This window comes from Ensifer sp. ENS02 (assembly GCF_014851885.1).
Taxonomy (GTDB): Bacteria; Pseudomonadota; Alphaproteobacteria; order Rhizobiales; family Rhizobiaceae; genus Ensifer; species Ensifer adhaerens.
In genome coordinates this window covers 17,465-39,224 of record NZ_JACVAO010000019.1, presented here as the reverse complement: position 1 = coordinate 39,224, position 21,760 = coordinate 17,465, and the positions used below count along the sequence as shown (strand labels likewise).

The window sequence follows — 21,760 nt, the reverse complement described above, 5'->3', positions numbered from 1 at the left end:
TTGAGTTGCGAGCCATGCCTAACCTCTCATCTACCGCGGACGCTGCAGATCGCGCCAATTGCATTTATGCAAAGCACACGCAGTCTAGGGTCACGATCCCAGAAACGTTATGAGGGGGCTTCCAGGAAATGGGCGTCAAGAGGCACGGCCCCGCCCTGATCTCTACGCCCGCCTTCAAGATCGGTGTTAAGTCCTCCTGTGTCCGATTGTGTTTAATCCCCAAAGAGGCCCGCCATTGTCCATGCCCTAGCGTAGAGCTGATCCGCTCGGTAGAGACCTAACTTCTCTTCTTGGGACTCGCAGCTGGCGTAGTCGTCAGTCGAAAATCAGCCATTTCCTTCGCCGTCAAATAATAAAGGCGGTCCGCAGGCGTTTCCAAAGCGTTGAACCAGAGTTCGGCAGCAATGCCCATAGCCTCGAGATGGCGGGCGACACGTGCGGTGGCGGACTGTGTGGTCGACATGAGCTCGTCTGCGGTGGGTATGACGTTTCTGACGGTAAATAGCTGGTGCACTCCAACCACCGCATCTTTTTCCGCGAGGCGTTCAACGCCGCCAGCAAGCACGATTGGACATGAGGATGCGCAAAGTGCTCTCGACACCACTTTCGTCGTCAGCGATTTTTCGCGTATCAGCTTGGAAATTGCCAGCGCGTCGTCCACTGAGCCGCCTGGGGAGTTGAGCGCGACGGTTCTTACATACTCGCCGCGAACTTCGATCTCTCTGGCAAAGCGCAAAGACGCGCCTGGATCGAAGGTGCCTTCGACAAGCAGGACGCCGCCGGGGCCAAGTTCCAATGTCATCGGCTTGTTCAGCACTTCGGCCGGGCTCGATGGGCTTTGCGCAGCATCGCTCGGATCCCCCTTGGTTCCTGCAGGCGGCAGGAACGGGACCTGGTAGGCTGGGTCGGCGGTTGACAGCTTGGGGCTGGTTTCCATGTTGCGAACGTCGATAATCAGAAAAATCGCTGTCAACGACAGCAATAGATAGAACACGCCTCGCATCGCGGTGCCATCGTCGAGGCGCTTCAAGGCCTTGATCGGTTCATCGATCCTCATGTGGGCGATCCTTGGGACGTATTCTCGGGTCGAGGTTTGTGATGTTGTTTGCCTCTTCCGTAGTTTTCTGCGCTTCAAGCTCGGCGGCAACCTCCATCAGATCCGAGCCGCTTTCCGCCAGCGCACGCTTCAATTCTATTGCCTGCACGAGTTCGGCTGCCGTGATGCGTTCGGCAAATGGCATCCTCTCTTCCTGTTTTCGGATCGCGCCGTGCACGACTGCAAGAATGAACACGAGTACACCGGGCAGGAGATCGATGGAGATGGCGCCAGCCCATGCTGGAATAAAGTCCGAAGCGTAGCGCAAAACTGCTTCGGCGGACGATAGTGGAACGAACCTTCGCTCCTTTACCGGTGCGCGCGCAAGGATCTCGTCAGCGGCGTCGGACAGAACCTTCGACTGGGCCGCTACTGAAGCGCGCACTGTCGCCATTACCCTGTCCTGGCGGTCAACTAGGTCGGCATCGCCACCGTCGGCGACCGGTGCAATAAAGCCGAGCGAAAGATCATCGGCCGCGCGACGGATCGAAGGGGCAATTGAAGTCTGTCCGAGCGAGGCTATGACCCCGGTGAGCGCCACGACTTCCGAGGAGAACTGGTCGGCACGCGGTTCAATGGCGCCGGGCGCCGATACCAGCGTACGCATGGTCTCAAGCCGCTTTTGTCCTTGTTCGAACAACGTCGTTACCTGTTCGCGCGAGGCGTTGATGCCGTTCTCTAGATCTTTCATCTGCGCTGACATCTGCGACAGCAACTGAACGACGCTTCCTGAACCGGTCGTACCGGTCAGAGCGCCCGATTGCCGTTCCGAAAGCGCCAGCTGAGCAAAGCGCTCGGAGGCGCGCTGGATATCGGGCAGAAGACTCTGGGCAGCAAGTGCGTTCTGGTGCGCCTGGTCGAGGTCGGCGGTATAGTCTTCCACCGTCTCGGCCAGGTGCTGCTCAAGTGCCGCAGAACCTGCTAGTGCAGCAGCATTTAGCCAGCTTGACATGGCCATGATCATGACCGCGCCGATGGCCATCACACCGAGCATGGCGGCGCGGCCCGTATGGGTCGTGATATGCGGAAAGAAGCGCGCCATATAGGACCAGAAAGCGTAGATGCCGACCGAGACGGAGGCCGAGTAGATAATCGCTGCGAAGAAGATCGCCGTTGGCGAACCGTCCAGGATGCTGCGCACGCCGAGATAAGTGTACACGCCGGAGGCAAGGGCTAGGACGGCAATGGCAAACCGCGTCATCGTTTCGACGGCGGCGACCCCGTCGTGCAATCGCTGGGATGCGCCGGTCGCCATGGGCCAGTCTCCGTAGAAGGAAAGTATTCCTTAAAAGAGGATCAAGAAGCGGGCGGAATAAAGGCCGGTTTAACACCGCGTCCCGGACATCCGTTCTAATTGATTGGGACGAACCAAAGCGCGCCGGTCGCGGATAAGGTTCAACGGCACCAAGCAGAAGCGCACGCACGTAAATCACCTAGGAACTATCGCGTCCTCCGGCAGTTGGTGGTGTGCGAGAAGGAGAGCGCCGATGACCCCAGATATTCGAAACTCCACTTTCTATGTGTTGACCCAGGACGATCCCTCCGCGCCAACAGACGCGGTTCCGGTTGGCTTCGAAGAGGCCTATGAGGAGGCTCAAAGGCTCACCGAAAGCGGCTTGGCGGTTCATGTCCTTTATACTGAAGACGCAACTCAAATGCAGCTGACGCGGTTTACTGAGGCCGGAATCAGAACGAGCTTGGCTTCGCAAGGGTAAGGGGAACGGTCGGTTCTCGGCGATCGACAGGATTCACGAGTTCGTTCTGCCTGAGAAGTGATGAGGCCAGCAGTTTACCTTCATGTAAACCCGGTGTGATCGCCGCTGTTGTCCTCGTCATTGCCTCGGCTTACCGGGCGCTTTTTGCTTTCAGCGACACGTTTGGGCGCCCGTCATAAACAGCACGACAATCATCACTTTTTCGTGTTCGTCCTGGAGAACTCTCAAGATCGCGACAGCATAGCTATGCAGGCCTAACTCGATGAGCATTCAGACCTCCAAGGCGTAAACGAGCATGTCGGTATCGAGAAGCTGGACGAACTCGCGTTACGAGCGCTGATCACGGTGTTGGAAAGACAAGCCGGGCGGTCTGGCGAAGAGGGAGATCGAGCGCCATCGCGCGGCCTCGGGCGTCGACTTGAGGTCCGAGCCGATAAGCGGTCGCAGGCCGCGTCAAGCCGACCGGAACATCCGGATTTTTCCGCCCTCTCCTTTTGGCCCACACAAGGGCAGTCGAGCTCGCTACCCACCCCTCCCGCGACGGTCGGTCCGCCAGCGCTCGCCAAGATACGACAGACGACGATGCAAACTTCAAAAATGGATGAGAATGGATCGTCGCAGTTTGCGTCTTCAAGGCAAAGTCGCACTGCCGAAGCGTAAAATCTGGTCGCGTAGGGATCGCTCAGCGACGCGACGGGCGGCCTCTCGATATTCGAACCAGACAAGTTTGCGCTCGCCCTTCTCCGGAAAGTTCCCGCGCAGGCCAGCAACTTTCATCGCAAAAACGTGGACCTTGCAAGAAACTTTCAGGCCACTATCTAACTTCTTCCTGTAGACGTAGTGGCCAATTGGAGCCCTCTCACAGCTCCCTTTTACGCCGGCCTCTTCGAACGCCTCCCTTGCCGCGACCTCATGAGCACGCTTTCGTTTCATGGGCCACCCCTTTGGGATGACCCAGCGACCGGTATCGCGGCTGGTGATGAGAAGTATTTCGAGCGAATGCCCTTTGCGGACACGGTAGCACAAGGCCGCATACTGCAACCTCGGCGGACGACGAAGCATCAACTGCACGTCGGCAAGGACCCTGTGCAGCAATTGCATGGAACGTTTTCTCCCTCGGCGCGAAAAGAGGTTGAAGAGACGTCAAATGAACGGTGGAGCCTGTCGTTTGGTTCCTCCGAATTGCTGGACGGGAACCCGAAACCAATCGACGAGTTTAACCGATTATCGCCACATGAGGATTTACCAATGACCGATCGTCTGATGATGCAAGATCCCCGAACACAGTACCCCTCGCCGCCGTTCGACCCTCAACCACAATCCATGCCCGGTATTGTTGGTAGGATGCATCCAAAGCCCGATCACGGCGAGAAAACCTACAAAGGGGCAGGTCGGTTGAAAGGGCGCAAAGCCCTGATCACCGGAGGAGATTCTGGCATTGGACGAGCCGCAGCGATTGCGTTTGCACGGGAGGGTGCCGACGTCGCCATATCGTTCCTGCCGGAGGAAGAACCGGACGCGAAAGAGGTTATCGAGTTGATCGAGGCCGAGGGCCGCAAGGCGCTCGCCTTGCCGGGTGATGTGAAGGATGAAGACTGGTGCCGCGCGTTGGTGTCGCGGGCACTGTCCGAGCTTGGTGGCATAGATATCCTGGTGATCAACGCGGCCCGACAACAGTTTCGCAAGAACGTCTCGCTTGTAACGTCCGAGGACTTTGACGCCACGCTGAAGACCAACCTCTACGCCTTGCACTGGATTGCTCAGGCCGCCGAGCCGCATTTGCCCCCAGGTGCGTCCGTCATCACAACCGCGTCCATCCAGGCATATCAGCCATCGCCAATTCTCCTCGACTACGCCACGACCAAAGCTGGGATCGTCGCCTACACCAAGGCACTCGCAAAACAACTCATCGAGAAGGGTGTCCGGGCCAACGTCGTGGCACCGGGTCCATTCTGGACGGTCTTGCAGCCAAGCGGCGGCCAGCCTGACGAGAAAGTGAAGAACTTCGGGAAGGACAGCGATTTCGGTCGGCCCGGCCAGCCGGTTGAGCTGGCCCCTATTTACGTCTTCCTCGCCTCGCAGGAGGCAAGTTTCGTCAATGGTGAAGTTTACGGTGCGACCGGCGGAAAAGGCGTTGATTGATGCCGTATGATTTCGGCGCGGCCGGTGCCGACGGCGGACGGGCTGGTGCGGCAAGCCGCCTTCAAGGGGCTCCCCGAGGATAAGCCAGCTGCCGAAATTAAGGCAGAAAAGCCGGCCCGACGGCGGTCGCTCCACTATCGCCGCGAGCCCGGTCAGGGGCGACTGCCTCCATGCCTCTCAATTGGGCGCAAGTGAAATCCGATCTCGCCCCGAAGCGGTTCATAGCGCGCACGGTCCCGGCGCCCTCACCAAAATCAGGGCCGAACCGCCGAGCGACGTTCGCGGTTAGAACTTCGTCAACGCTGGGCAGAAACGGAAGCCGAGCGAAGCGAACCGGAGACAAGGAAGGCACGTGGACAGGCACAATTAGTGACGAGGAGCAGGATGTAAAGGCAAAGGGCAAGGAAAAAAATACAGGCGCGCTATCCGATACTCCTCGATGGGAGATCGCCCCTACGAGCGCGCGATCGCCACGCATGTTGGAGTAGTCCTTCTAACCAGGTCTTACGGCGAAATAGCAGATATCAGAACGGTCCGTAATCTCTATTTCCCTCCATGGGTGCGATGAACTTGTCTGGGCTACCTGGCCGCGGGGTTCACTCGATGAACTGGTAAGGACCTGGTCCGAAAAAACGTCGCCGACCTCTGAACTCAAGCGGGGCTGATGGTTTCCGACATTGGAAGATTTGCGGCAGGCGCGTCGCGGGGGCAGATTGAAACGAGAAGCCGGGAGGCGTAGAGGTGAGGAGAGACAATGCGTTAAATGATCAGCAACGGACGCTGGAACAGTTTCTGCGGCTTCCGCCGCTGGAACCGTGCGAGCTTGCCGGCCTCTGGCAAGGTCGGGGAGTTCCAACTGGTCATCCCTTCGATGGCGTCTTGGAGAACCTCGGCTGGTTCGGCAAACGGTTCAATCCGGATCTGCGGGCCGATGCCCTTCTTTTTCACGTCGGTGGGCGAAAACTGCGAGCCATCGATCCGAAGTGGGTTCCGCTTCCCCTCGCACTTCGCTTTCATGCGTTTGGAAGAACGGCCCTTGCCGCCGTGCTTTTTGCCGGTCTTCAACGGTGCCTTCAGGCAAAGGGTCCCGTCGCCTCGATCAAAACGGTTGCCTTTGAAGGCGTCGCAAGCGCGGCCATGATCTATGACGACCAGCCGATCGTCGACCATTTTCGACGGATCAATGACGACAGCTTGATGGGACTGATGGCCATGCGAGATGACGATCGGTTTTATGTTTTTGAACTTGAGAGGGTCATCGATCCCATCGCGCTGGCGCAGAACCTGCCCGTGGGCTGACGAGAGCCAGCCGTGCCGTCGTCAAGGTCTAAGGGTCGCGGATGGTTCATTTCCGGGGACGACGCTCCGCTGCGACAGACTTTTTCAAGGCGTCCATGATGTTGACGACGTTGCTGGGTGGCGATGATGTGGTTGACGATTTGGACTTGGCCCTGGACGGTTTCTTTATCGCCTTCTTCTTGGCAGCGATGATGTCGACCAGGCGTTCCTGCACGGGGTCCTCCACCATGCTGGGGCTCCAATCCTTCGTCAGCTTCTTTATCAATCGCTGCACAAGCGGCATCATCTCGGGGTCCGCCTTGGCGTCGCTCGTGGTGGTGAAGTACGTTTCTTCGCCACGAACTTCATCGCCGTAGCGCAACGTCCAGAGCACGATCCCCTTGCCACGCGGCTCGAGCATGACGGCTCGTTCCCGACGCGATATGACCAGTCGTGAAATACCGACCATTTTCTGGGCTTCCATCGCATCTCGGATAACAGAAAAGGCCTCCTGGCCGACCGGTTCGCTCGGAGAAAGGTAGTAAGGCGTATCGAGCCATATCCACTCGAGGCTGTCGCGCGGGGTGAACGTCGAGATATCGATGGTCCTGGTGCTTTCGAGTGCGACAGTCTCAAGCTCCTCGTCCTCGATCACGACATACTCGTTTTCCCCGCGCTGGTAACCCATGACCTCATCGTCTTCCTTGACCTCTTTCCCGGTTACCGCATCGACGAAGTGACTGACGACACGGTTCTCGGTCTCGCGATTAAGCGTGTGAAAGCGAACCTTTTCACTCTCGGACGTGGCCGGCATCATCTCAACCGGGCACGTCACCAGCGAGAGTTTCAAATAGCCTTTCCAGTAGGGGCGGACAGCCATGGCTCAATCACCCGTCAGCCGGTGCGACGCGACGTTGCCGCCTGTTTCGACTTGGAAGACGAGCTCGACTCCTTTTGCCGACGAGCGCCCTTGTTTGCGTTGGCCGCTTGACGCTTGGACTTCGACTTGCTCGCATTGACGCCCGCGCTCTCGCGGAGCGCCTTGAGCAGATCGCCAGGTTTGGATGCTACGGGCAACTTTTTCTTCGGCAGGGCACGCCCCTCGATTTTGGCTTTGACCAGCTCGGCAACAGCCGCCTCGTACCGATCATCAAAGTCGCCGGGGTCAAAACTGCCTTTCTTGGTGCGGATAATGTGCTCTGCAAGTTCCAGCATCTCGCCCTCGATCTTGAGGTCGGGAAGCTCCTGGAACGCCTCTTTCGAAGATCGCACTTCATAGTCAAAGTTGAGGGTTGCCGCCACCAGCCCCTTGCCGTGTGCGCGGATAAGTACGGTTCGTAGCCGGCGAAAAAGCACGGTCTTGGCGATCGCGGCGACCTTGGCCTTAGCCATCCCATCACGGAGCAGTGCGAAAGCCTCCCCGCCCATCTTGTCGGGTGCAAGATAGTAGGGTTTGTCGAAATAGGTTGTGTCGATCTGCGAGCAGGGAATGAAGGCCTCGATCTTCAGGGTCTTGTCGCTTTCCGGAACCACCGCTGCGACTTCTTCAGGTTCCAGGACGACGTATCGTCCACCCTCGATTTCATAGCCTTTTACCTGATCGTCGGCCTGAACGGGCTCTCCCGACTCGCTGTCAACGAACTCGCGCTTTACCCGGTTGCCTGTTTTTCGATTGAGCCTATGGAAGCTGATGCGTTCGGACGAGGACGCGGCGGTGTAAAGTGCCACTGGACAGGTGACCTCTCCGAACTTGATGTAGCCTTTCCAGTTCGCTCGCGGGGCAACCATGGCTCCATTCCTTTCGACACCCGGGAGGACGCAACCTGTCGGTATGCAAATCGTTCCACGGTCAATTTCGTCAAACTCTACGAAACGTCTAAGCGCTTTTGTCAGGTGCCGTTGCTGCGCCTGAGTTGGGCGCCGGGACGAGAGAGCCTGCCAATCATCAGGAACGTGCGAAGGCCAATTTACGGAAAGGTGATCTGAACGCATCATGGCCGCCTTGGTTCAAACTAGCGCATGCTCTCGAGACGTTGACGTTCCTTCTCGACTTCGTCGGCGGTGTAGGGATCGAGCGTCTCGTCAAAGCGTGTCCAGCCCTGTTCCGTGTAGGCGGCGCGGCGTTGGACAGGATCCACCCAGGTCCCTCGGCGCAGGATCGCTTCGGCATCCGCCTGGAGCGCGTCGTCGACCCGTGCCGTGACGACCGTGCCACCGCGCCGTACGCCTTCCGCATAGACATGGGCATGTTCCTCCGGAACGCCCGAATCCGTCATCGCTCCGATAATCCCGCCGGCGGCACCACCTGCTACCGCGCCGGCGGCAGCACCCGCCGCAGTCGCGGCAAGCCAACCGGCTGCGACCACCGGCCCGACACCCGGGATGGCCATGAGCCCGAGACCAGTCAACAGGCCGCCAATGCCACCGACCGCAGCGCCGACACCGGCGCCCGTCCCAGCGCCTTCAGCCGCGTTGCTTTCGTCTGCAGTGCCGTACCAATCGCCAACATTGTTGGAAACGATGCTGATGTCGTCCGACGGCACGCCGCGATCTTCAAGGGCTGACACTGCTGCTTGGGCGTCCGAATAGTCGTCAAAAAGTCCACTAACGGTTTTCATGGGGATTTCCTCGTTCTGGAGTTAGTTGGCAACAATGTTGCCCTGGTAGTCGAGCGCGACCTGCATGGATTTGCCGTCCTTCGAGGCAGTTGCGCGCCAGACGCCCTTGTCGTCGAGCTTTAGACCGGTCACATCGGTGTAGCCGGCATCAGTAAGGCGATCCTTGGCCTGTTCTTCAGTGAAACTGTTGGCGCCGGCGACGGGCGCTGTTGGATTGGTGGTGTCTGGTGTTGCAACGGCAGGCGTATCACCATCTGCCGTAGCCGGAGGTGTGGCGGTCTGCGCGAGCGCGCCCAAACTCGATGCGCCGAGGAAGACCGCGGCGAGCAGTACGTTCTTCATGATGTTCGGTTCCTTGTTCTCAGCCCGTTAAAGGCAATGTTCAAACTCGGCGAAACGCTTTTGGTTCCTAAGCATTTGGTCTTTTCCACTCCCGACCGGAGCACTCGAACCATGAGCGGAGGCTAGTCCGCAATTCTTTGCGCTTACGCAAGTTGCATTTGCCGAAGTCGGGTGGGAGCTGCTTTTAGCATCAAGAGTCAACGCCGGACGTTCTCTGCTTTGTAGGAAATGTGATTGCTGCGGATAGTCGACGTGCCATCGTGAGCCGAGCCTCACTGGCACGCCCGATGGTCTGGCGCCGCAAATCTCGTTTAGCGTTGGCCCTCGAACGCCGTCCGCCGAGACCCATCAGTTAGAAGGTGCCATGCTTATTTTCTGGCGCTTTTGCCTCTTTGCATAAGAAGCTGCATTTCTTCAAATCGGCGTCGGCGTTCGCCATCTTCCTGGTCGGAAGAGTAGCAAGTCCGGGAGACGCAGAAGCGTAGGAGTTTTGTGATCGGATTTGGCTGATCGAATTCGCAGTCGAACGTATCTGACATTTCGGCCTTCTTCGTATCCGATCTCTCAGAATATTTGAAGCGGACGCCAGGGGGCTTAAGCTCAGGGAACGATTGCACGACCCCGACATTCAGCGTGTCGGTCATGAAAAAATTCCTTGCGACCGACGTGCAGGCCGATTCAAGTTCGGCACTTTGGGCAAAGGCTGGGCCAGCGATAAGAACTGCGGTGACAGGAAGCCATTTCATTTTCCTCTCCATTCGCACCTGGTCCACACGAAAAGGTTGTTGCGTGAACCCGAAAAGACCGGGAAAAGTTCCAATCCATCAGCAAAATGCAGACAACCGATAGAAACCCACGCCTGGTCCAAGAAAATCTCCTACCACCACGACCTCATCGAGGTTTCAAGGAGCGAATGGAGGGACGCCGAGCTTAGTTCAAGGTGGGCCGCCAGTCGATGTCGTCATGCTGGACAAGAACCTTCAGGGGATAGCGGGCTTCCGGTAGCAGACGCCTGCAAGGAGAAATCGATAGCGTTTCTTATCTTGAGGTTCGGGAGCGCCCAAACTGCCCCAATTCTCTCCAAGCCGTTTTCGAGCTAGGCCCTCATCGAGGGGGTTGAGGCCCTTCTTGAGCAAAGCAAGAGGAACAGCATCTTCCTCAACATGATCGGACAGTAGAGCCCTACGCTAGCAGCACCGCAGCGTCCGTTGGCGGACGCTGCGGTGCTGTGCAGGGGCTGAGGGAGTCCCTGCGCAGGGCGGGGTTGTTCCACGAGATCGATCGCAGTCGCCCAGCGTCTTCATTGGGCAGCGCCTTCGGATCGAACAAACGCCAAGCCGAGTGCCGTATGAGGCAGGGAACAAGATAGCGATCCGCTGGTTGGATCGCAACGAAGGGCCCGCATCAGAGAACCAGGAGGTTTGTGATGATCGAAAACCCGGAGAACCGTATTCAACAACAACAACAGCAACCTATTTCGCCCTCACAAGAAGGCGGCCCTTATTCTGGGGGGGGCGAGAGCGATGCAGGTTGGCCCCGCGTCGACCAGAACGTCGCGAGCGACGATCTTTCGGGCCAGGCAAAAGAGGCGGCAGCCAAAGTCGTGGATGACGAAAAGGGGGCATTGGCGCGCCAATTGCGTGGTCTTGCTGGCGCCATGGAGAAGGTGGGATCTGAACTTCGCGATTCCGATCAACCGGGGCTTGGCCGCTACACCCAGGACCTTGGAAATTCGATCGGACGGCTGGCCCGCGAATGCGAAGACCGGGATCTCGGTGAAATCGCGTCGATTGCAGAAAACTATGGGCGGAAGCAGCCCCTTGCCTTTCTTGGCATGGCAGCGATTGCGGGACTGGCAGCGAGCCGATTTCTGATCGCTTCGGCAAAGCGAACGGCCACCAAGACATCGAACTCCTCGTCATCCCCACGCGCAGGCGACGATTGGTCATTTGAAAAGGACTTCCGCGATGCATAACCCCCGTGACGACCGCTCTTTACCCGACCTGATGACGGGACTGGTGACCGATATAGCCGGACTGTTTCGCAAGGAGATCGACCTCGCCAAGGCCGAGGCAAGCGAGAATATTGACCGGGCGATCGGCAGCATCGAGACGCTCATGGTTGGCCTTATCTTTGCTATTGCCGCGATCGGCGTGCTTCTGAGCGCTGTGGTCGAGGGTCTGGGCGCCTTTTTGATGCAGCAGGGAATGCAAGAGGCAAATGCCCATGCGCTCTCAGCGGTCGCCGTTGGTCTTGTCGTCGGCGTCCTCGCGTGGGTTATGATTTCGCGCAGCCTTGCCAGGCTCGGAAACCGCAGCATTCGGTTTGAAAAAACGACGGCGTCGCTCCAGCGCGACCTCGACGTGGCCAAGGAGACAGTGAAATGAACGTCGACATGCATTCGTCCGCGGACCTTCAACGGGAGATCGAGACCGACCGTCAAAGGATTGAAGAAAAACTGCATGCCATTCAAGAGCGAATGTCGCCTGGCGAATTAATGGATGAATTCATCGCCTATGCCAGAAGGAGTGGAGGTGCCGACTTCCTCAACAATCTGGGTGGGGCAATGAAGGCGAACCCGATCCCAGTCGCATTGACAGGGATCGGTCTTGCATGGCTCCTTGCCGATCCCGCCTCGCGAGCGCCTCAAGCGTCGGGCGTTGACAAGGGAGTGGATGATTACCCGCTTGCGCGAGTAAAGGGCAATTTGCGACGTGTGGGACCGATCGAGGCAAATTTTGGCGAGCGCTACAGCCATTTTGAGGATGAGGACGGCAGTCGTTTTCGCGCCAAGACCGATGCGGCCGGCCGAAGGGCCGGTCACTTCGTCGATCCGAGTGGAACCGTCTATCGCGGTTTCGCCGATACGTCGGGCCAGGCGATTGCGGAAATCCGGGATGAGGCAGGCAGTTTGTTCGATGAAACAACCGGCTGGGCATCAGCGACATGGCGTGAGGTGAAGGGGGCGGCCAGTGGTGTTTCCGGTGCCGTTTCAGATGCCGCCCGGTCAGCAACCGACAGCATTCGGAGCGCCCATGAGAGTGCTCAGGATCACGGGGCGCAGCTGAACGCCGCCATGCTCAAGACATTTCGAGATCAGCCTCTGGTTGGCGGAGCGCTGGCCTTTGCGATCGGTGCGGCCATCGGAGCGGCACTCCCCGCAACGGACTTTGAAGATGAGACCGCTGGCGAGGTTTCGGATCGCGTTCGCGGCCAGCTTCAAGCAACGGCTGGTGCAGCTGCCGAGGGCGCGATCGAGGGTGCCAAGAACGCCTTGGGAGAGGCCAACAAGCCTGAAAACGAAAACCCTTCTGGCTGACGGCTGGAAATTGTCACTGACCGCAACCTTGCGGACGCCCGCTGTTTGCTAGGGGCAGAGGCGATCCCCGCGCGCGCTGAGGATTTGCGATCTTGGCGTTCAGGAGAATGCCGATCGCGTCGCGAAGTCTTCTCTGCTTTTGGGAGTGGCGGCAGCCGTCCTTCGGTTCCTGCGGCAATGCGGCGCGCCTCGCTCAATCGAGCGAAACGCCGTTCATGCGATGGGCAACTTCGATAACGCGCACGAATTTGTCCGCTCTTGATTGTGCCCACCGCACAATCGCAGATTGCATCCTTACCGATCAGGCCGTAAGCGGCAACGAGCATCGGAACCTCCCTGTCGAGAGCGGTGCGTAGCTCACCGTTCAACACCTACCAATCCCGAGAAGTTAAAATCGGCGCGGGAACGCTTTCTGGAACTTTGCGGGGAGGCTCGGGTTAAGCGATCAACTCTTCTGGAAAGGACAGTAAAACGCCACGCCTCCGATCTCAAAGACGAAAATTGCTCCAAAGGCTGCCCTTAATCGCGGTTGCTCTGCCTGGCTGCCAGGGCACTCAATCCGCGTTGAGCCCTGCGGGTTCGGAAGCAGAGGCGACGTTGACCCTGTTTGTCGTCATGTCCTTCGGCGCAGCTGCGATCTGGTTCGCGGTGGTCGCCTTCGTCTGCTTTGCCGTGCGCAGTCAAAGACGAGTTTTCGCAGAGCCTGCCGCAAGCCGGCTCGTCCTGTGGGGCGGCGGCGTGTTCCCAACTGTGACGCTCTTTGCCCTTTTGACATATGCATTCTGGTTAATGCCGACGCTTAGACCTTCGCCGACTTTTCGCGATGCTACGGATTTTCGGGTCGAAGTCACCGGCAGGCAATATTGGTGGCAGGTGGTCTATGTCCATCGCGGCCTCACAATCGCAGCGGCAAACGAGATCCGCTTGCCGGTCGGTCGGCGAATAGAATTTTTACTGAAGAGCGATGACGTGATCCATTCCTTCTGGATACCCTCTCTCGGGGGCAAGATGGATATGATCCCGGGTCGCGAAAACCGCCTTTCGCTGATGGCGCAAAGAACGGGGGTATTTCGCGGCGCGTGCGCCGAATTTTGCGGGACGTCTCACGCATTCATGGCGCTCACCGCAGTGACCATGGAACCCGACGCGTTCGACGCATGGCTTGCCAGCCAGGCGAAAGCCTCGATAAACGTCGCGGGAGAGGGGCGTGCTCTCTTCTTGCGCCATGGCTGTGGCTCCTGTCATCGCGTTGCGGGCACGGAGGCCGAAGGCGCGGCTGGACCCGATCTTTCTCACCTAGGGTCTCGGCAGATGCTAGGAGCCGGGATCGTCGCCAACACCGAGGACAACATTGCTGGCTTCATCGCGAACCCGGGTGCGATCAAGCCTGGTGCGGCCATGCCCGCTTTCTCCATGCTGGCGCCGCAAGATATCCGTGCAATCGCCGCCTGGCTGAAAGGACTGAGATGACCGAGCCGGGCGCCCGCGCGAGTGAAGAGGAGCGCGCAGCGCAGAGCGAGCGGCTGCGCAAAGTCTGGGAGAATCCGCACGGCTGGCGCTACTGGACGAGCGTCAACAACACGCAGGTCGGGCTGTGGTATGCGTCCACCGCCTTCATCTTTCTGCTCTTTGCCGGCGCGCTGGCATTGATTATGCGGGCGCAATTGGCCATGCCCGACAATGATCTGGTTTCGGCGGACTTCTACAATCAGCTATTCACGCTGCACGGGACCGTCATGATGTTCCTGTTTGCCGTGCCAATCTTCGAGGCAGTGGCGATTTTTCTGTTGCCGCCGATGATCGGGGCTCGAGAGTTGCCGTTTCCGCGACTGGGCGCGTTCGGGTTCTGGAGCTTTTTTCTCGGTGGCATCTTTGTGTGCGGCTCGATTTTCTTTGATGCAGCGCCTTCCTCCGGTTGGTTTATGTATCCGCCGTTGGCAACCGACGAAAAACTTTCCGGCATTGGCGCCGACATCTGGCTGCTAGGCCTCTCTTTCATCGAGGTGGCTTCGATTGCAGCGGCGGTGGAGCTCATCGTCGGGATCATGAAATGTCGCGCACCCGGCATGCGTATCAATCTGATGCCGCTCTTCGCCTGGTATCTGCTGATTGTCGCCGGCATGATCCTCTTTGCATTTCCGCCGCTGATTGCCGGCGATATCCTCTTTGAAATGCAGCGCATGTTCGACTGGCCCTTCTTCGATCCGGCACGCGGCGGCGATCCGCTGCTGTGGCAGCACCTTTTCTGGATCTTCGGCCATCCGGAGGTCTACATCATCTTCCTGCCGGCGATTGCCTTGATGGCGATGATCGTTCCGACCTTTTCGGGGCGTCCGATCGTGGGTTACTCCTGGATCGTGCTTGCCGCGGTCGGCACCGGCTTCCTGTCATTCGGCTTGTGGGTACACCACATGTTCGCGACAGGACTGCCCCAGATATCGCTTGCCTTCTTTTCGGCCGCTTCCGAGGCAGTGGCGATCCCAACGGCGGTTCAAGTCTTCGTCTTCATTGCCACCATGCTTGCTGGCCGCGTCATCCTTTCTACTCCAATGCTGTTCGGGGCAGGCGGCATCGCCATTTTCGTCATCGGCGGGCTAACCGGCGTCATGGTGGCAATTGCGCCCTTCGACTGGCAAGCGCACGACACTTACTTCGTGGTTGCCCACCTCCACTATGTCCTGATTGGAGGGATGCTGTTCCCGGTCGTTGCGGGGATCTACTACTATTACCCCCTTATCGATGCAAAACGCCTGTCCAATACGCTCGGACGCATTGCCTTCTGGCTGATGTTTGTCGGTTTCAACGTCACCTTCTTTCCAATGCATCTGACCGGCCTTTTCGGCATGCCGCGTCGGGTTTTTACCTATCCGGCCGACCTTGGGTGGAACCTCTTGAACCTTGTGTCGTCTGTCGGCGCCATCGTGTTTGCCTTCGGCGTTTTGATCGTGGTGTGGGATGTCCTGCGCCCTAAGCACCGGGAGCCTCGCGCCGAACAAAACCCATGGAATGCCGGTACGCTTGAATGGGTCAGCGAACCTGAGGAAAACTGGGGTGTGCGCTCCGTTCCCTTCGTTTCGAGCCGCTATCCACTTTGGGATCAACCGACGCTTGCCCGCGAGATCAGCGAGGGGCGATGGTATCTTCCCGACGCCAAGGAAGGGCGTCGCGAAGGCCTGGTCACCTCCGTGCTCGATGCACGGCCGGAACAGGTCTTGCGCGTTGGCGGCACCTCAAAGGTCACCATCCTCTCGGCCTTCTCGCTCGGTGCCGTGTTCATCGCCTTGACGTTTAAGTGGTGGATCGCAGGGGCGATCGCCGCCTTCACCTGTTTCTGCGCGATCCTCTATTGGCTTTGGACGGGGACCGGGGAAATTCCCGAGAAGCCGCAGAAGGACGTCGGCGTTGGGCTCGCCTTGCCGCTTTACGCATCCGGTCCGTCTTCAGTCGGCTGGTGGGCCATGTTCATCACGATGGTGGGCGACAGTACCGCCTTTGCGAGCCTGATCTTCGGCTATTTTTTCTATTGGACGATACACGAAGACTTCACGGCGGGATCAGCTGGTCCCGGAATGATGTGGCCACTGGTTTCGGCAGCGCTCTTTGTCTTTGCGTGGCTCGCCACCTTGGCTGCAAGACATTTCAACGCCCTCGCGCGTACGGCGTTCGCGCGTGCCGCTTTGATCGTGGCGCTCGCCCTGACGGTCGTCGCATCCGCGGCTGGCATCGGGGGGCCCTGGTTGCACGCCATGAACCCGACCGCACATGTTTACCCGGCCATCGTCTGGGTGCTGGTTTGCTGGACAGTCGTTCATGCTTGTGTCGGCGCTGTCATGCTAGCCTATTGTCTTGCGCGAAGCCTTGCCGGGCGCCTTACGAAAACCCACGACATGGACCTGCGCAACGTGGCCCTCTACTGGCATTTCCTGGCAATTACGGCGCTCATCACCTTCTTCGTGATCGGTCTTTTCCCGGAGGCACTTTAATGCGTCTGCTGCCAAGGGAAATCGAAACGTTCTGGACGCTGTTCACGGGGCCGGCCATCTGGGCCGGGCACTTCCTGATATGCTACGCCAGCGCGGCGATTTTCTGTGCCAAACCAGCGTTGTTCGGGATGGAGTTCAAATCCTTGCGCCTAGGCATCGCTGTCATCACGGTTTTAGCGCTCGCAGCCATTGGGCTTTCGGCGTTCCTTGCGTGGCGCCAGTGGGGCTTCGGTGCGCACGATCCTCCGCATGACGATCCGACGCGCCACGATCGCCTTCTGTTTCAGGGGTTTGCAACCTTGCTGCTTGCCGGCTTGAGTTTCGTCGCCGTCCTGATGACGGCACTGCCGACGATCTTTTTTTCGGAGTGCTTGCGATGAGGGCGCTCTGGCTTGCGAATGGTTGCCTCCTTTTGGCCGTTATCTGGCTTGGCCCGCTTTTGAGTGCGTGGCGCGGCTCGGTGACCGCCCACATGCTCGCGCATATGGGGGTCGTAGCAGTCGCAGCACCTCTGATCGCTATAGGTGTTGCTCCCCGTCTCGCCAGCTGTCGCCGGCCCGTGCTCACCGGGTTGCCGATCGTCGCCTCGCTCGTCGAACTCCTTGTGGTCTGGGGTTGGCATGCACCGGCTGCACGTCGGTTGGCGGAGAGTTCGCTTTGGGGCACCGCCCTTGAGCAGGCCTGCTTTCTAGCCGCCGGGTTGTTCCTATGGTCCACGTGTCTTGCGGCCGGGAGCACGAACAGGTCTTCAAGCAATGCGGCAGGCGCCTTCGGTTTGCTGCTGACGACCGTTCATATGACGCTCCTCGGCGCCCTTTTGGCGCTCAGCCCACGCACGCTCTATCAATTTGGCGATGTCACCTGTTTCGGCACGACCTTGACGGCGGCTCAGGATCAGCAACTCGGCGCCGTTGTCATGCTGATGGTTGGCGCCGCAGCCTATCTCGCAGGTGGGGTCGCCTTGCTTTCCGGTCTGCTTGCAGAGCCAAACCGGAGGGTCGCCTGATGCATGTTCGATGGAAGCACCTGGCCGTCGGGCTCGCCATCCTGCCGATCGTCGTCCTTTTCGCCACCTGGATCGGCTTCTTTAACGTCGGTGCGTCATCCGGCCATTGGAGGATAACCGAGTGGTTTTTGCATTTTGCCATGCGTTCGGCTGTTCGCACCTATGCGCTCGCCGTTGATGCCCCGGAGAGGCTACCTGATAACGGCATCCCACCGGCAGCCGGTCACTTTGCCCGTGGCTGTGCTACCTGCCACGGTGCGCCGGGCGAACCGCGGTCCCCCGCAGCACTTGCGATGTTGCCGCAACCGCCGGATCTTTCCGCTGTAGTCGAGCAATGGGAGGACGCAGAACTGTTTCGCATCGTGAAGCACGGGGTTCGCTTCACCGGCATGCCGGCGTGGCCGACCCAGGCGCGCGACGACGAAATCTGGAGCATGGTTGCGTTCCTGCGAAAGCTTCCGGCTATGGATGCGGCCACCTATCGTTTGCTCGCCTATCGCGAGAGGCCACAGCCACCCATGCATGCGTTCCGATTTGAAGATGCATTGGCAGAATGTACCCGCTGCCATGGGACCGATGGGATGGGCTTTAGCCCGCTCACGCCTGTTCTTGCAGGACAGAAGGAGGCCTATCTGCTCGAAAGCCTCAACGCCTATTTCGAGGGACGTAGACCAAGCGGCATGATGCAACTTCCCGTGCAGTCGGTGGATCCGGGGCATCTTCGCGCTCTTGCCAGCCATTTCGCAGCTTTGAAGCGCAATGCGGTCGTGCAACCACTAAAAGACGATCGGGTGGGGCAGGGCGAGCAGATTGCGCAGCACGGCCGTCCCGCCCAAAAAGTTCCGGCATGCTTGGGCTGCCACCAAAATTCGCAACGTAACCCGTCCTATCCAAGGCTTGACGGTCAGCCCGAGGCATTTCTCGCGGCACAACTGAAGCTCTTTCGCGAAGGCTCGCGATCGGGAACTCCGTTCAGCCATTTGATGGAGAGTGCGGCAGAATACCTGTCTGACGCAGATATCGAGAATGTTTCGGCATATTTTTCGAGTTTGCCTCCTGAGGATTGAAACACCTTCGTGCCGAAATCGTTTGGCTCGGTCATTGAGGAGCCGGTCATGAAAAAGCTGCTGATCACCGTTCTTGTTGTCGTTGCGCTTGTGGTTGCCGCGGGTGGGGGCTTAGTTGCGCTGTCCCGGCATGAAGCCACGGTGCCGATCGAGCAGACCTATGGACCGGATCCGGTTCTCGTTGAACCGAAAGCGGAGTGGTTGCCTTCCGTGAACGTCGCCGAGGCCACGCCCTGGCCCAATGGGCAAATGCCCGTCGCGGCGCAAGGGCTTGAAGTCAAGGAATACGCCGGCGATCTGGAGCATCCACGCTGGCTTCATGTGCTGCCCAATGGCGATGTTCTGGTGGCCGAAAGCAATGCGCCGCCGAAGCCCGACGCGGGCTTTTCGATCCGGGCCTTCTTCATGGGCCTCTTCCAGGCTAGAGCCGGTGCCGAGACGAAGAGCGCCAACCGCATATCGCTTCTGCGTGATTCAGATGGTGACGGCGTGGCGGAAACCAAGATACCGTTCATCACTGGGCTCTACTCCCCCTTTGGAATGTCATTGCTCGACAGCACACTCTATGTCGCCAATGCCGACGCCATCGTCGCCTTTCCCTATCAGGAAGGCGCAACGCAAATCACCGGGGCGCCTGACAAGATCGTCGACCTGCCTTCAGGTCGCAACCATCACTGGACAAAGGATGTCATCGCCAGCCGCGACGGAACAAAGCTCTATGCCACCGTGGGCTCCAATTCCAACGTAGCCGAGAATGGCATGGATGAGGAGAAAGGACGAGCCGCGGTCCACGAGATCGACCTCGCCAGCCGACAGACGCGGCTGTTCGCATCCGGTCTTCGCAACCCCAATGGGTTGTCCTGGCAGCCTGATTCAGGCCAGCTCTGGGTCGTCGTCAATGAGCGCGATGAGATCGGCCCTGACCTCGTGCCCGACTATATGACGTCCGTACAAGATGGTGCCTTCTACGGCTGGCCCTATAGCTGGTATGGCCAACATGTTGATGATCGCGTCGAACCCCAGAACCAGGAGCTTGTGGCCGTCGCTATCAAGCCTGACTACGCGCTCGGGCCTCACACGGCGTCACTCGGCCTGACTTTCAACACCGGCGATCTGTTCGGGCCCGAGATGAAAAGCGGTGCCTTTGTCGGTCAACACGGCTCATGGAACCGCATCCCGCGCAGCGGCTACAAGGTCATTTTCGTGCCTTTTGCCGCCGGCCGGCCGTCCGGCCCGCCGCGCGATATCCTCACGGGTTTCCTAAGCGCCGAAGGTAAGGCTTTGGGTCGGCCGGTGGGCGTTGCGATTGCTCGCGACGGCGCGTTGCTGGTCGCCGATGATGTCGGAAACAAGGTGTGGCGCGTAGCACCCCACGCCAATTGAGTGTCGGGATCACCGCAGCGTTCGGCTGACCTTGCCCCTGGGCTCGAGGAATGCGGCGTTGCACGGTGGTCACCGCTTTTCCAGTGCACCATGGCACGATAGCCGTAAATGTCGCCGTCACGCTCCTGTCACGCGACAAGGCGGCCAGGGCGCGATAAGTTGCGCGCTCATGTCAAGCCTCGAATTGTCGCTGGCAGCGCGCTCGGTTTCATCAGCGCAGCGGCGTCACGTACGGAGTGGGATCTCATGCGCCGCTATCTATTTAATATCCATACAGCAGGCGTCGTTAGCCGCGACGAAGTCGGTCGAAAGTATTCATCGGATGGGGCTGCCGTCGCTTACGGTCAACGGGTCGTAGATGAGCTGACCAAGGATGAGGAATATTACGACGCAATAATAGATGTGGTCACGGCATCTGGACGGTTGGTTGCGCGACTTATATCGCGCAACGCTCCGCCCATGCGTCCCGTGAGCCAGCCGACGCGCCAAGTTTCATTGCATTGAGCATTATCTTCAGTGAGAATCTCTCCCGATCGCTAAGGGACAGGATGGAGTTTTCGCAGCATCTCCGGGGAGATCATCGATATTGCTCGTTCACCGGTGTGTCAAAGAATGTGGGCTGTGCGCGGCGGCGGTACCTAACCTGGCGACCCCGCCCGAGGAGCGATGCTCGCAGTCCGCCTGGTTCCCGTCGCGACCTGTTGGATGTAACTCTCAGGATATCGCGGCCAATTTACAAACAAGCGACACGGAAGAATGGTTGTCGGGGCTGTCGACTGCTCATCCAAACGTGGGTTGTTCACGACCCTCCTGGAATCAGGAGCAGCTTGCCAGTTGTCTTGCGGCTGGCCATGTCCTTATGTGCCTGCGCAGCATCCTTGAGAGGGTAGCTTCCCCCTGCAGTGACCTTCAACGACCCGTCCGCGATCCAATCGAAAAGCCGGCCGGCGCGCTCGCGAAAGAGTTCGGGTGAGTGGATATGGTCGAAGAAGACGCCATAGCCGATCTTGACGCTTTTCGGCAGGCTCATGATGTCGAGCGGGCCCGGCCCACCCAGCACCGGGCCATACCAACAGAGCGTTCCTGACCGCCGCAGTACTTCGAGAGACGCTTTGAATGTCTTGGGACCGGAGCCATCATAAACCACGTCCACTCCCCGACCACCGGTGAAGCGGAGCACCTCGTTGACAAACTCTCCTTCTGTATCGACGATCACGTGCTCGGCGCCGGCATTTTGCGCGATGGCGACCTTGTCTTTCGATGACACGCGCCCGATGACGCGCCCGCCTCGGAGCTTTATGATCTGCGTCAGGAGCAGTCCTACGCCGCCCGCTGCAGCATGAACGAGCGCGATGTCCCCAGGTTGGACGGCATAGAAATCGGTGGCAAAGTGGCTGGCGGTCAGGCCCTGCATCATGATTGATGCGGCCGTTCGGTCATCAATGAAGTCGGGGACCTTGACGAGCGACGTTGCCGGGATCGACAGGCGCTCGGAGTAGCTTCCGGGGGCATAGACCCAGGCGACGTGATCGCCCACGGCAAGATCCGTAACGCCGTCGCCAACACTGAGCACGCGGCCGGCGCCCTCGACGCCAAGCACTTTCGGGTTCGGGGTTTCCGTCCACGCCATGCCCTGCCGAACGCCGATATCCATGAAATTCACACCTGCCACGCGGACCTCAACGATAACGTGTCCGGGCGTTGCCACAGGCTCTGGGCGCTCGACGAATTCCATAACGTCGCTATCGCCCACGCCGTTCATGACCACAGCTTTCATAGTCAGTTCCTTTCTTGACTGATTGTTCCAGAAT

Annotated in this window: 21 protein-coding genes and 1 pseudogene; 13 read left to right on the top strand and 9 right to left on the bottom strand. The window is 59.0% G+C overall.

Annotated features, from left to right (window positions below; translation table 11 throughout):
- Positions 1–277: 277 nt before the first annotated feature.
- Positions 278–1,057 carry an ATP-dependent Clp protease proteolytic subunit gene (locus tag IB262_RS29745; RefSeq protein ID WP_192494075.1) on the bottom strand — a complete coding sequence of 260 codons (780 nt, stop codon included), beginning with the start codon at positions 1,055–1,057 and terminating at the stop codon, positions 278–280.
- The gene (locus IB262_RS29740) at positions 1,044–2,351 is read right to left on the bottom strand and encodes a hypothetical protein (RefSeq protein ID WP_029742848.1); all 1,308 of its coding nucleotides are present in this window, start codon (positions 2,349–2,351) and stop codon (positions 1,044–1,046) included. The genes IB262_RS29745 and IB262_RS29740 overlap by 14 nt, the downstream gene beginning before the upstream one ends.
- Before the next feature lie 232 nt (positions 2,352–2,583).
- Here IB262_RS29740 and IB262_RS29735 point away from each other — a divergent pair, with 232 nt between their 5' ends.
- On the top strand, positions 2,584–2,811 hold the full coding sequence (locus IB262_RS29735; RefSeq protein WP_029742849.1) for a hypothetical protein: 228 nt from the start codon (positions 2,584–2,586) through the stop codon (positions 2,809–2,811).
- Positions 2,812–3,441: 630 nt separating this feature from the next.
- Here IB262_RS29735 and IB262_RS29730 read toward each other — a convergent pair.
- The gene (locus tag IB262_RS29730) at positions 3,442–3,912 is read right to left on the bottom strand and encodes an NUDIX hydrolase (protein ID WP_192494074.1); all 471 of its coding nucleotides are present in this window, start codon (positions 3,910–3,912) and stop codon (positions 3,442–3,444) included.
- A 147-nt stretch (positions 3,913–4,059) separates the two neighbouring features.
- Here IB262_RS29730 and IB262_RS29725 point away from each other — a divergent pair, with 147 nt between their 5' ends.
- The 3 genes and pseudogenes from IB262_RS29725 to IB262_RS29715 all read left to right on the top strand — a co-directional run bounded on the left by IB262_RS29725 (position 4,060) and on the right by IB262_RS29715 (position 6,252).
- Positions 4,060–4,953: an SDR family oxidoreductase gene (locus tag IB262_RS29725; RefSeq protein WP_034800441.1), complete on the top strand. Its 894-nt coding sequence runs from the start codon at positions 4,060–4,062 to the stop codon at positions 4,951–4,953.
- 119 nt (positions 4,954–5,072) lie between these two features.
- Positions 5,073–5,195: pseudogene (locus IB262_RS29720) on the top strand (ATP-dependent DNA ligase); the annotation flags it as partial.
- A gap of 499 nt (positions 5,196–5,694) precedes the next feature.
- Positions 5,695–6,252 carry a DUF4334 domain-containing protein gene (locus IB262_RS29715; RefSeq protein WP_192494073.1) on the top strand — a complete coding sequence of 186 codons (558 nt, stop codon included), beginning with the start codon at positions 5,695–5,697 and terminating at the stop codon, positions 6,250–6,252.
- Between the two features lie 46 nt (positions 6,253–6,298).
- On the opposite strand, the gene IB262_RS29710 is transcribed toward IB262_RS29715, so the two are convergent.
- From IB262_RS29710 to IB262_RS29690, 5 genes are all read right to left on the bottom strand, one after another.
- Entirely contained in the window at positions 6,299–7,111 is an 813-nt protein-coding gene (locus tag IB262_RS29710; RefSeq protein WP_113080046.1) for a Ku protein, read from the bottom strand.
- 14 nt (positions 7,112–7,125) lie between these two features.
- Positions 7,126–8,019, bottom strand: coding sequence for a Ku protein (locus tag IB262_RS29705; protein ID WP_029742953.1), 894 nt, complete (start codon positions 8,017–8,019; stop codon positions 7,126–7,128).
- 224 nt (positions 8,020–8,243) lie between these two features.
- A complete protein-coding gene (locus IB262_RS29700) occupies positions 8,244–8,849 on the bottom strand; it encodes a general stress protein (protein ID WP_029742952.1) in 606 nt (201 codons plus the stop codon).
- Positions 8,850–8,870: 21 nt separating this feature from the next.
- Positions 8,871–9,191 carry a PepSY domain-containing protein gene (locus IB262_RS29695; RefSeq protein ID WP_029742951.1) on the bottom strand — a complete coding sequence of 107 codons (321 nt, stop codon included), beginning with the start codon at positions 9,189–9,191 and terminating at the stop codon, positions 8,871–8,873.
- Between the two features lie 368 nt (positions 9,192–9,559).
- Entirely contained in the window at positions 9,560–9,937 is a 378-nt protein-coding gene (locus IB262_RS29690; protein ID WP_034800313.1) for a hypothetical protein, read from the bottom strand.
- 680 nt (positions 9,938–10,617) lie between these two features.
- Here IB262_RS29690 and IB262_RS29685 point away from each other — a divergent pair.
- The 9 genes from IB262_RS29685 (at position 10,618) to IB262_RS29645 (ending at position 19,949) form a co-directional block, all read left to right on the top strand.
- A complete protein-coding gene (locus IB262_RS29685) occupies positions 10,618–11,166 on the top strand; it encodes a nutrient deprivation-induced protein (RefSeq protein ID WP_192494072.1) in 549 nt (182 codons plus the stop codon).
- Positions 11,159–11,578 (top strand): phage holin family protein, encoded by a 420-nt coding sequence (locus IB262_RS29680; protein ID WP_034800315.1) that lies wholly within the window; start codon positions 11,159–11,161, stop codon positions 11,576–11,578. The genes IB262_RS29685 and IB262_RS29680 overlap by 8 nt, the downstream gene beginning before the upstream one ends.
- Complete coding sequence (locus tag IB262_RS29675; protein ID WP_060606898.1) at positions 11,575–12,510, top strand: DUF3618 domain-containing protein; 936 nt, start codon at positions 11,575–11,577, stop codon at positions 12,508–12,510. The genes IB262_RS29680 and IB262_RS29675 overlap by 4 nt, the downstream gene beginning before the upstream one ends.
- Before the next feature lie 597 nt (positions 12,511–13,107).
- The gene (gene coxB, locus IB262_RS29670) at positions 13,108–13,980 is read left to right on the top strand and encodes a cytochrome c oxidase subunit II (RefSeq protein WP_246802746.1); all 873 of its coding nucleotides are present in this window, start codon (positions 13,108–13,110) and stop codon (positions 13,978–13,980) included.
- Positions 13,977–16,493, top strand: coding sequence for a cytochrome c oxidase subunit I (gene ctaD, locus IB262_RS29665; protein ID WP_192494071.1), 2,517 nt, complete (start codon positions 13,977–13,979; stop codon positions 16,491–16,493). Before coxB ends, ctaD begins: the two co-directional genes overlap by 4 nt.
- The gene (locus IB262_RS29660; protein WP_110819426.1) at positions 16,493–16,873 is read left to right on the top strand and encodes a hypothetical protein; all 381 of its coding nucleotides are present in this window, start codon (positions 16,493–16,495) and stop codon (positions 16,871–16,873) included. The genes ctaD and IB262_RS29660 overlap by 1 nt, the downstream gene beginning before the upstream one ends.
- Positions 16,870–17,499, top strand: coding sequence for a cytochrome c oxidase assembly protein (locus IB262_RS29655; protein WP_060606886.1), 630 nt, complete (start codon positions 16,870–16,872; stop codon positions 17,497–17,499). The genes IB262_RS29660 and IB262_RS29655 overlap by 4 nt, the downstream gene beginning before the upstream one ends.
- Entirely contained in the window at positions 17,499–18,566 is a 1,068-nt protein-coding gene (locus IB262_RS29650) for a c-type cytochrome (protein ID WP_246802745.1), read from the top strand. Before IB262_RS29655 ends, IB262_RS29650 begins: the two co-directional genes overlap by 1 nt.
- A 48-nt stretch (positions 18,567–18,614) precedes the next feature.
- Positions 18,615–19,949, top strand: coding sequence for a sorbosone dehydrogenase family protein (locus IB262_RS29645; RefSeq protein WP_192494070.1), 1,335 nt, complete (start codon positions 18,615–18,617; stop codon positions 19,947–19,949).
- 799 nt (positions 19,950–20,748) lie between these two features.
- Here IB262_RS29645 and IB262_RS29640 read toward each other — a convergent pair.
- Positions 20,749–21,726, bottom strand: a complete 978-nt coding sequence (locus tag IB262_RS29640; protein ID WP_110819425.1) for a quinone oxidoreductase — start codon at positions 21,724–21,726, stop codon at positions 20,749–20,751.
- Between the last annotated feature and the right edge of the window lie 34 nt (positions 21,727–21,760).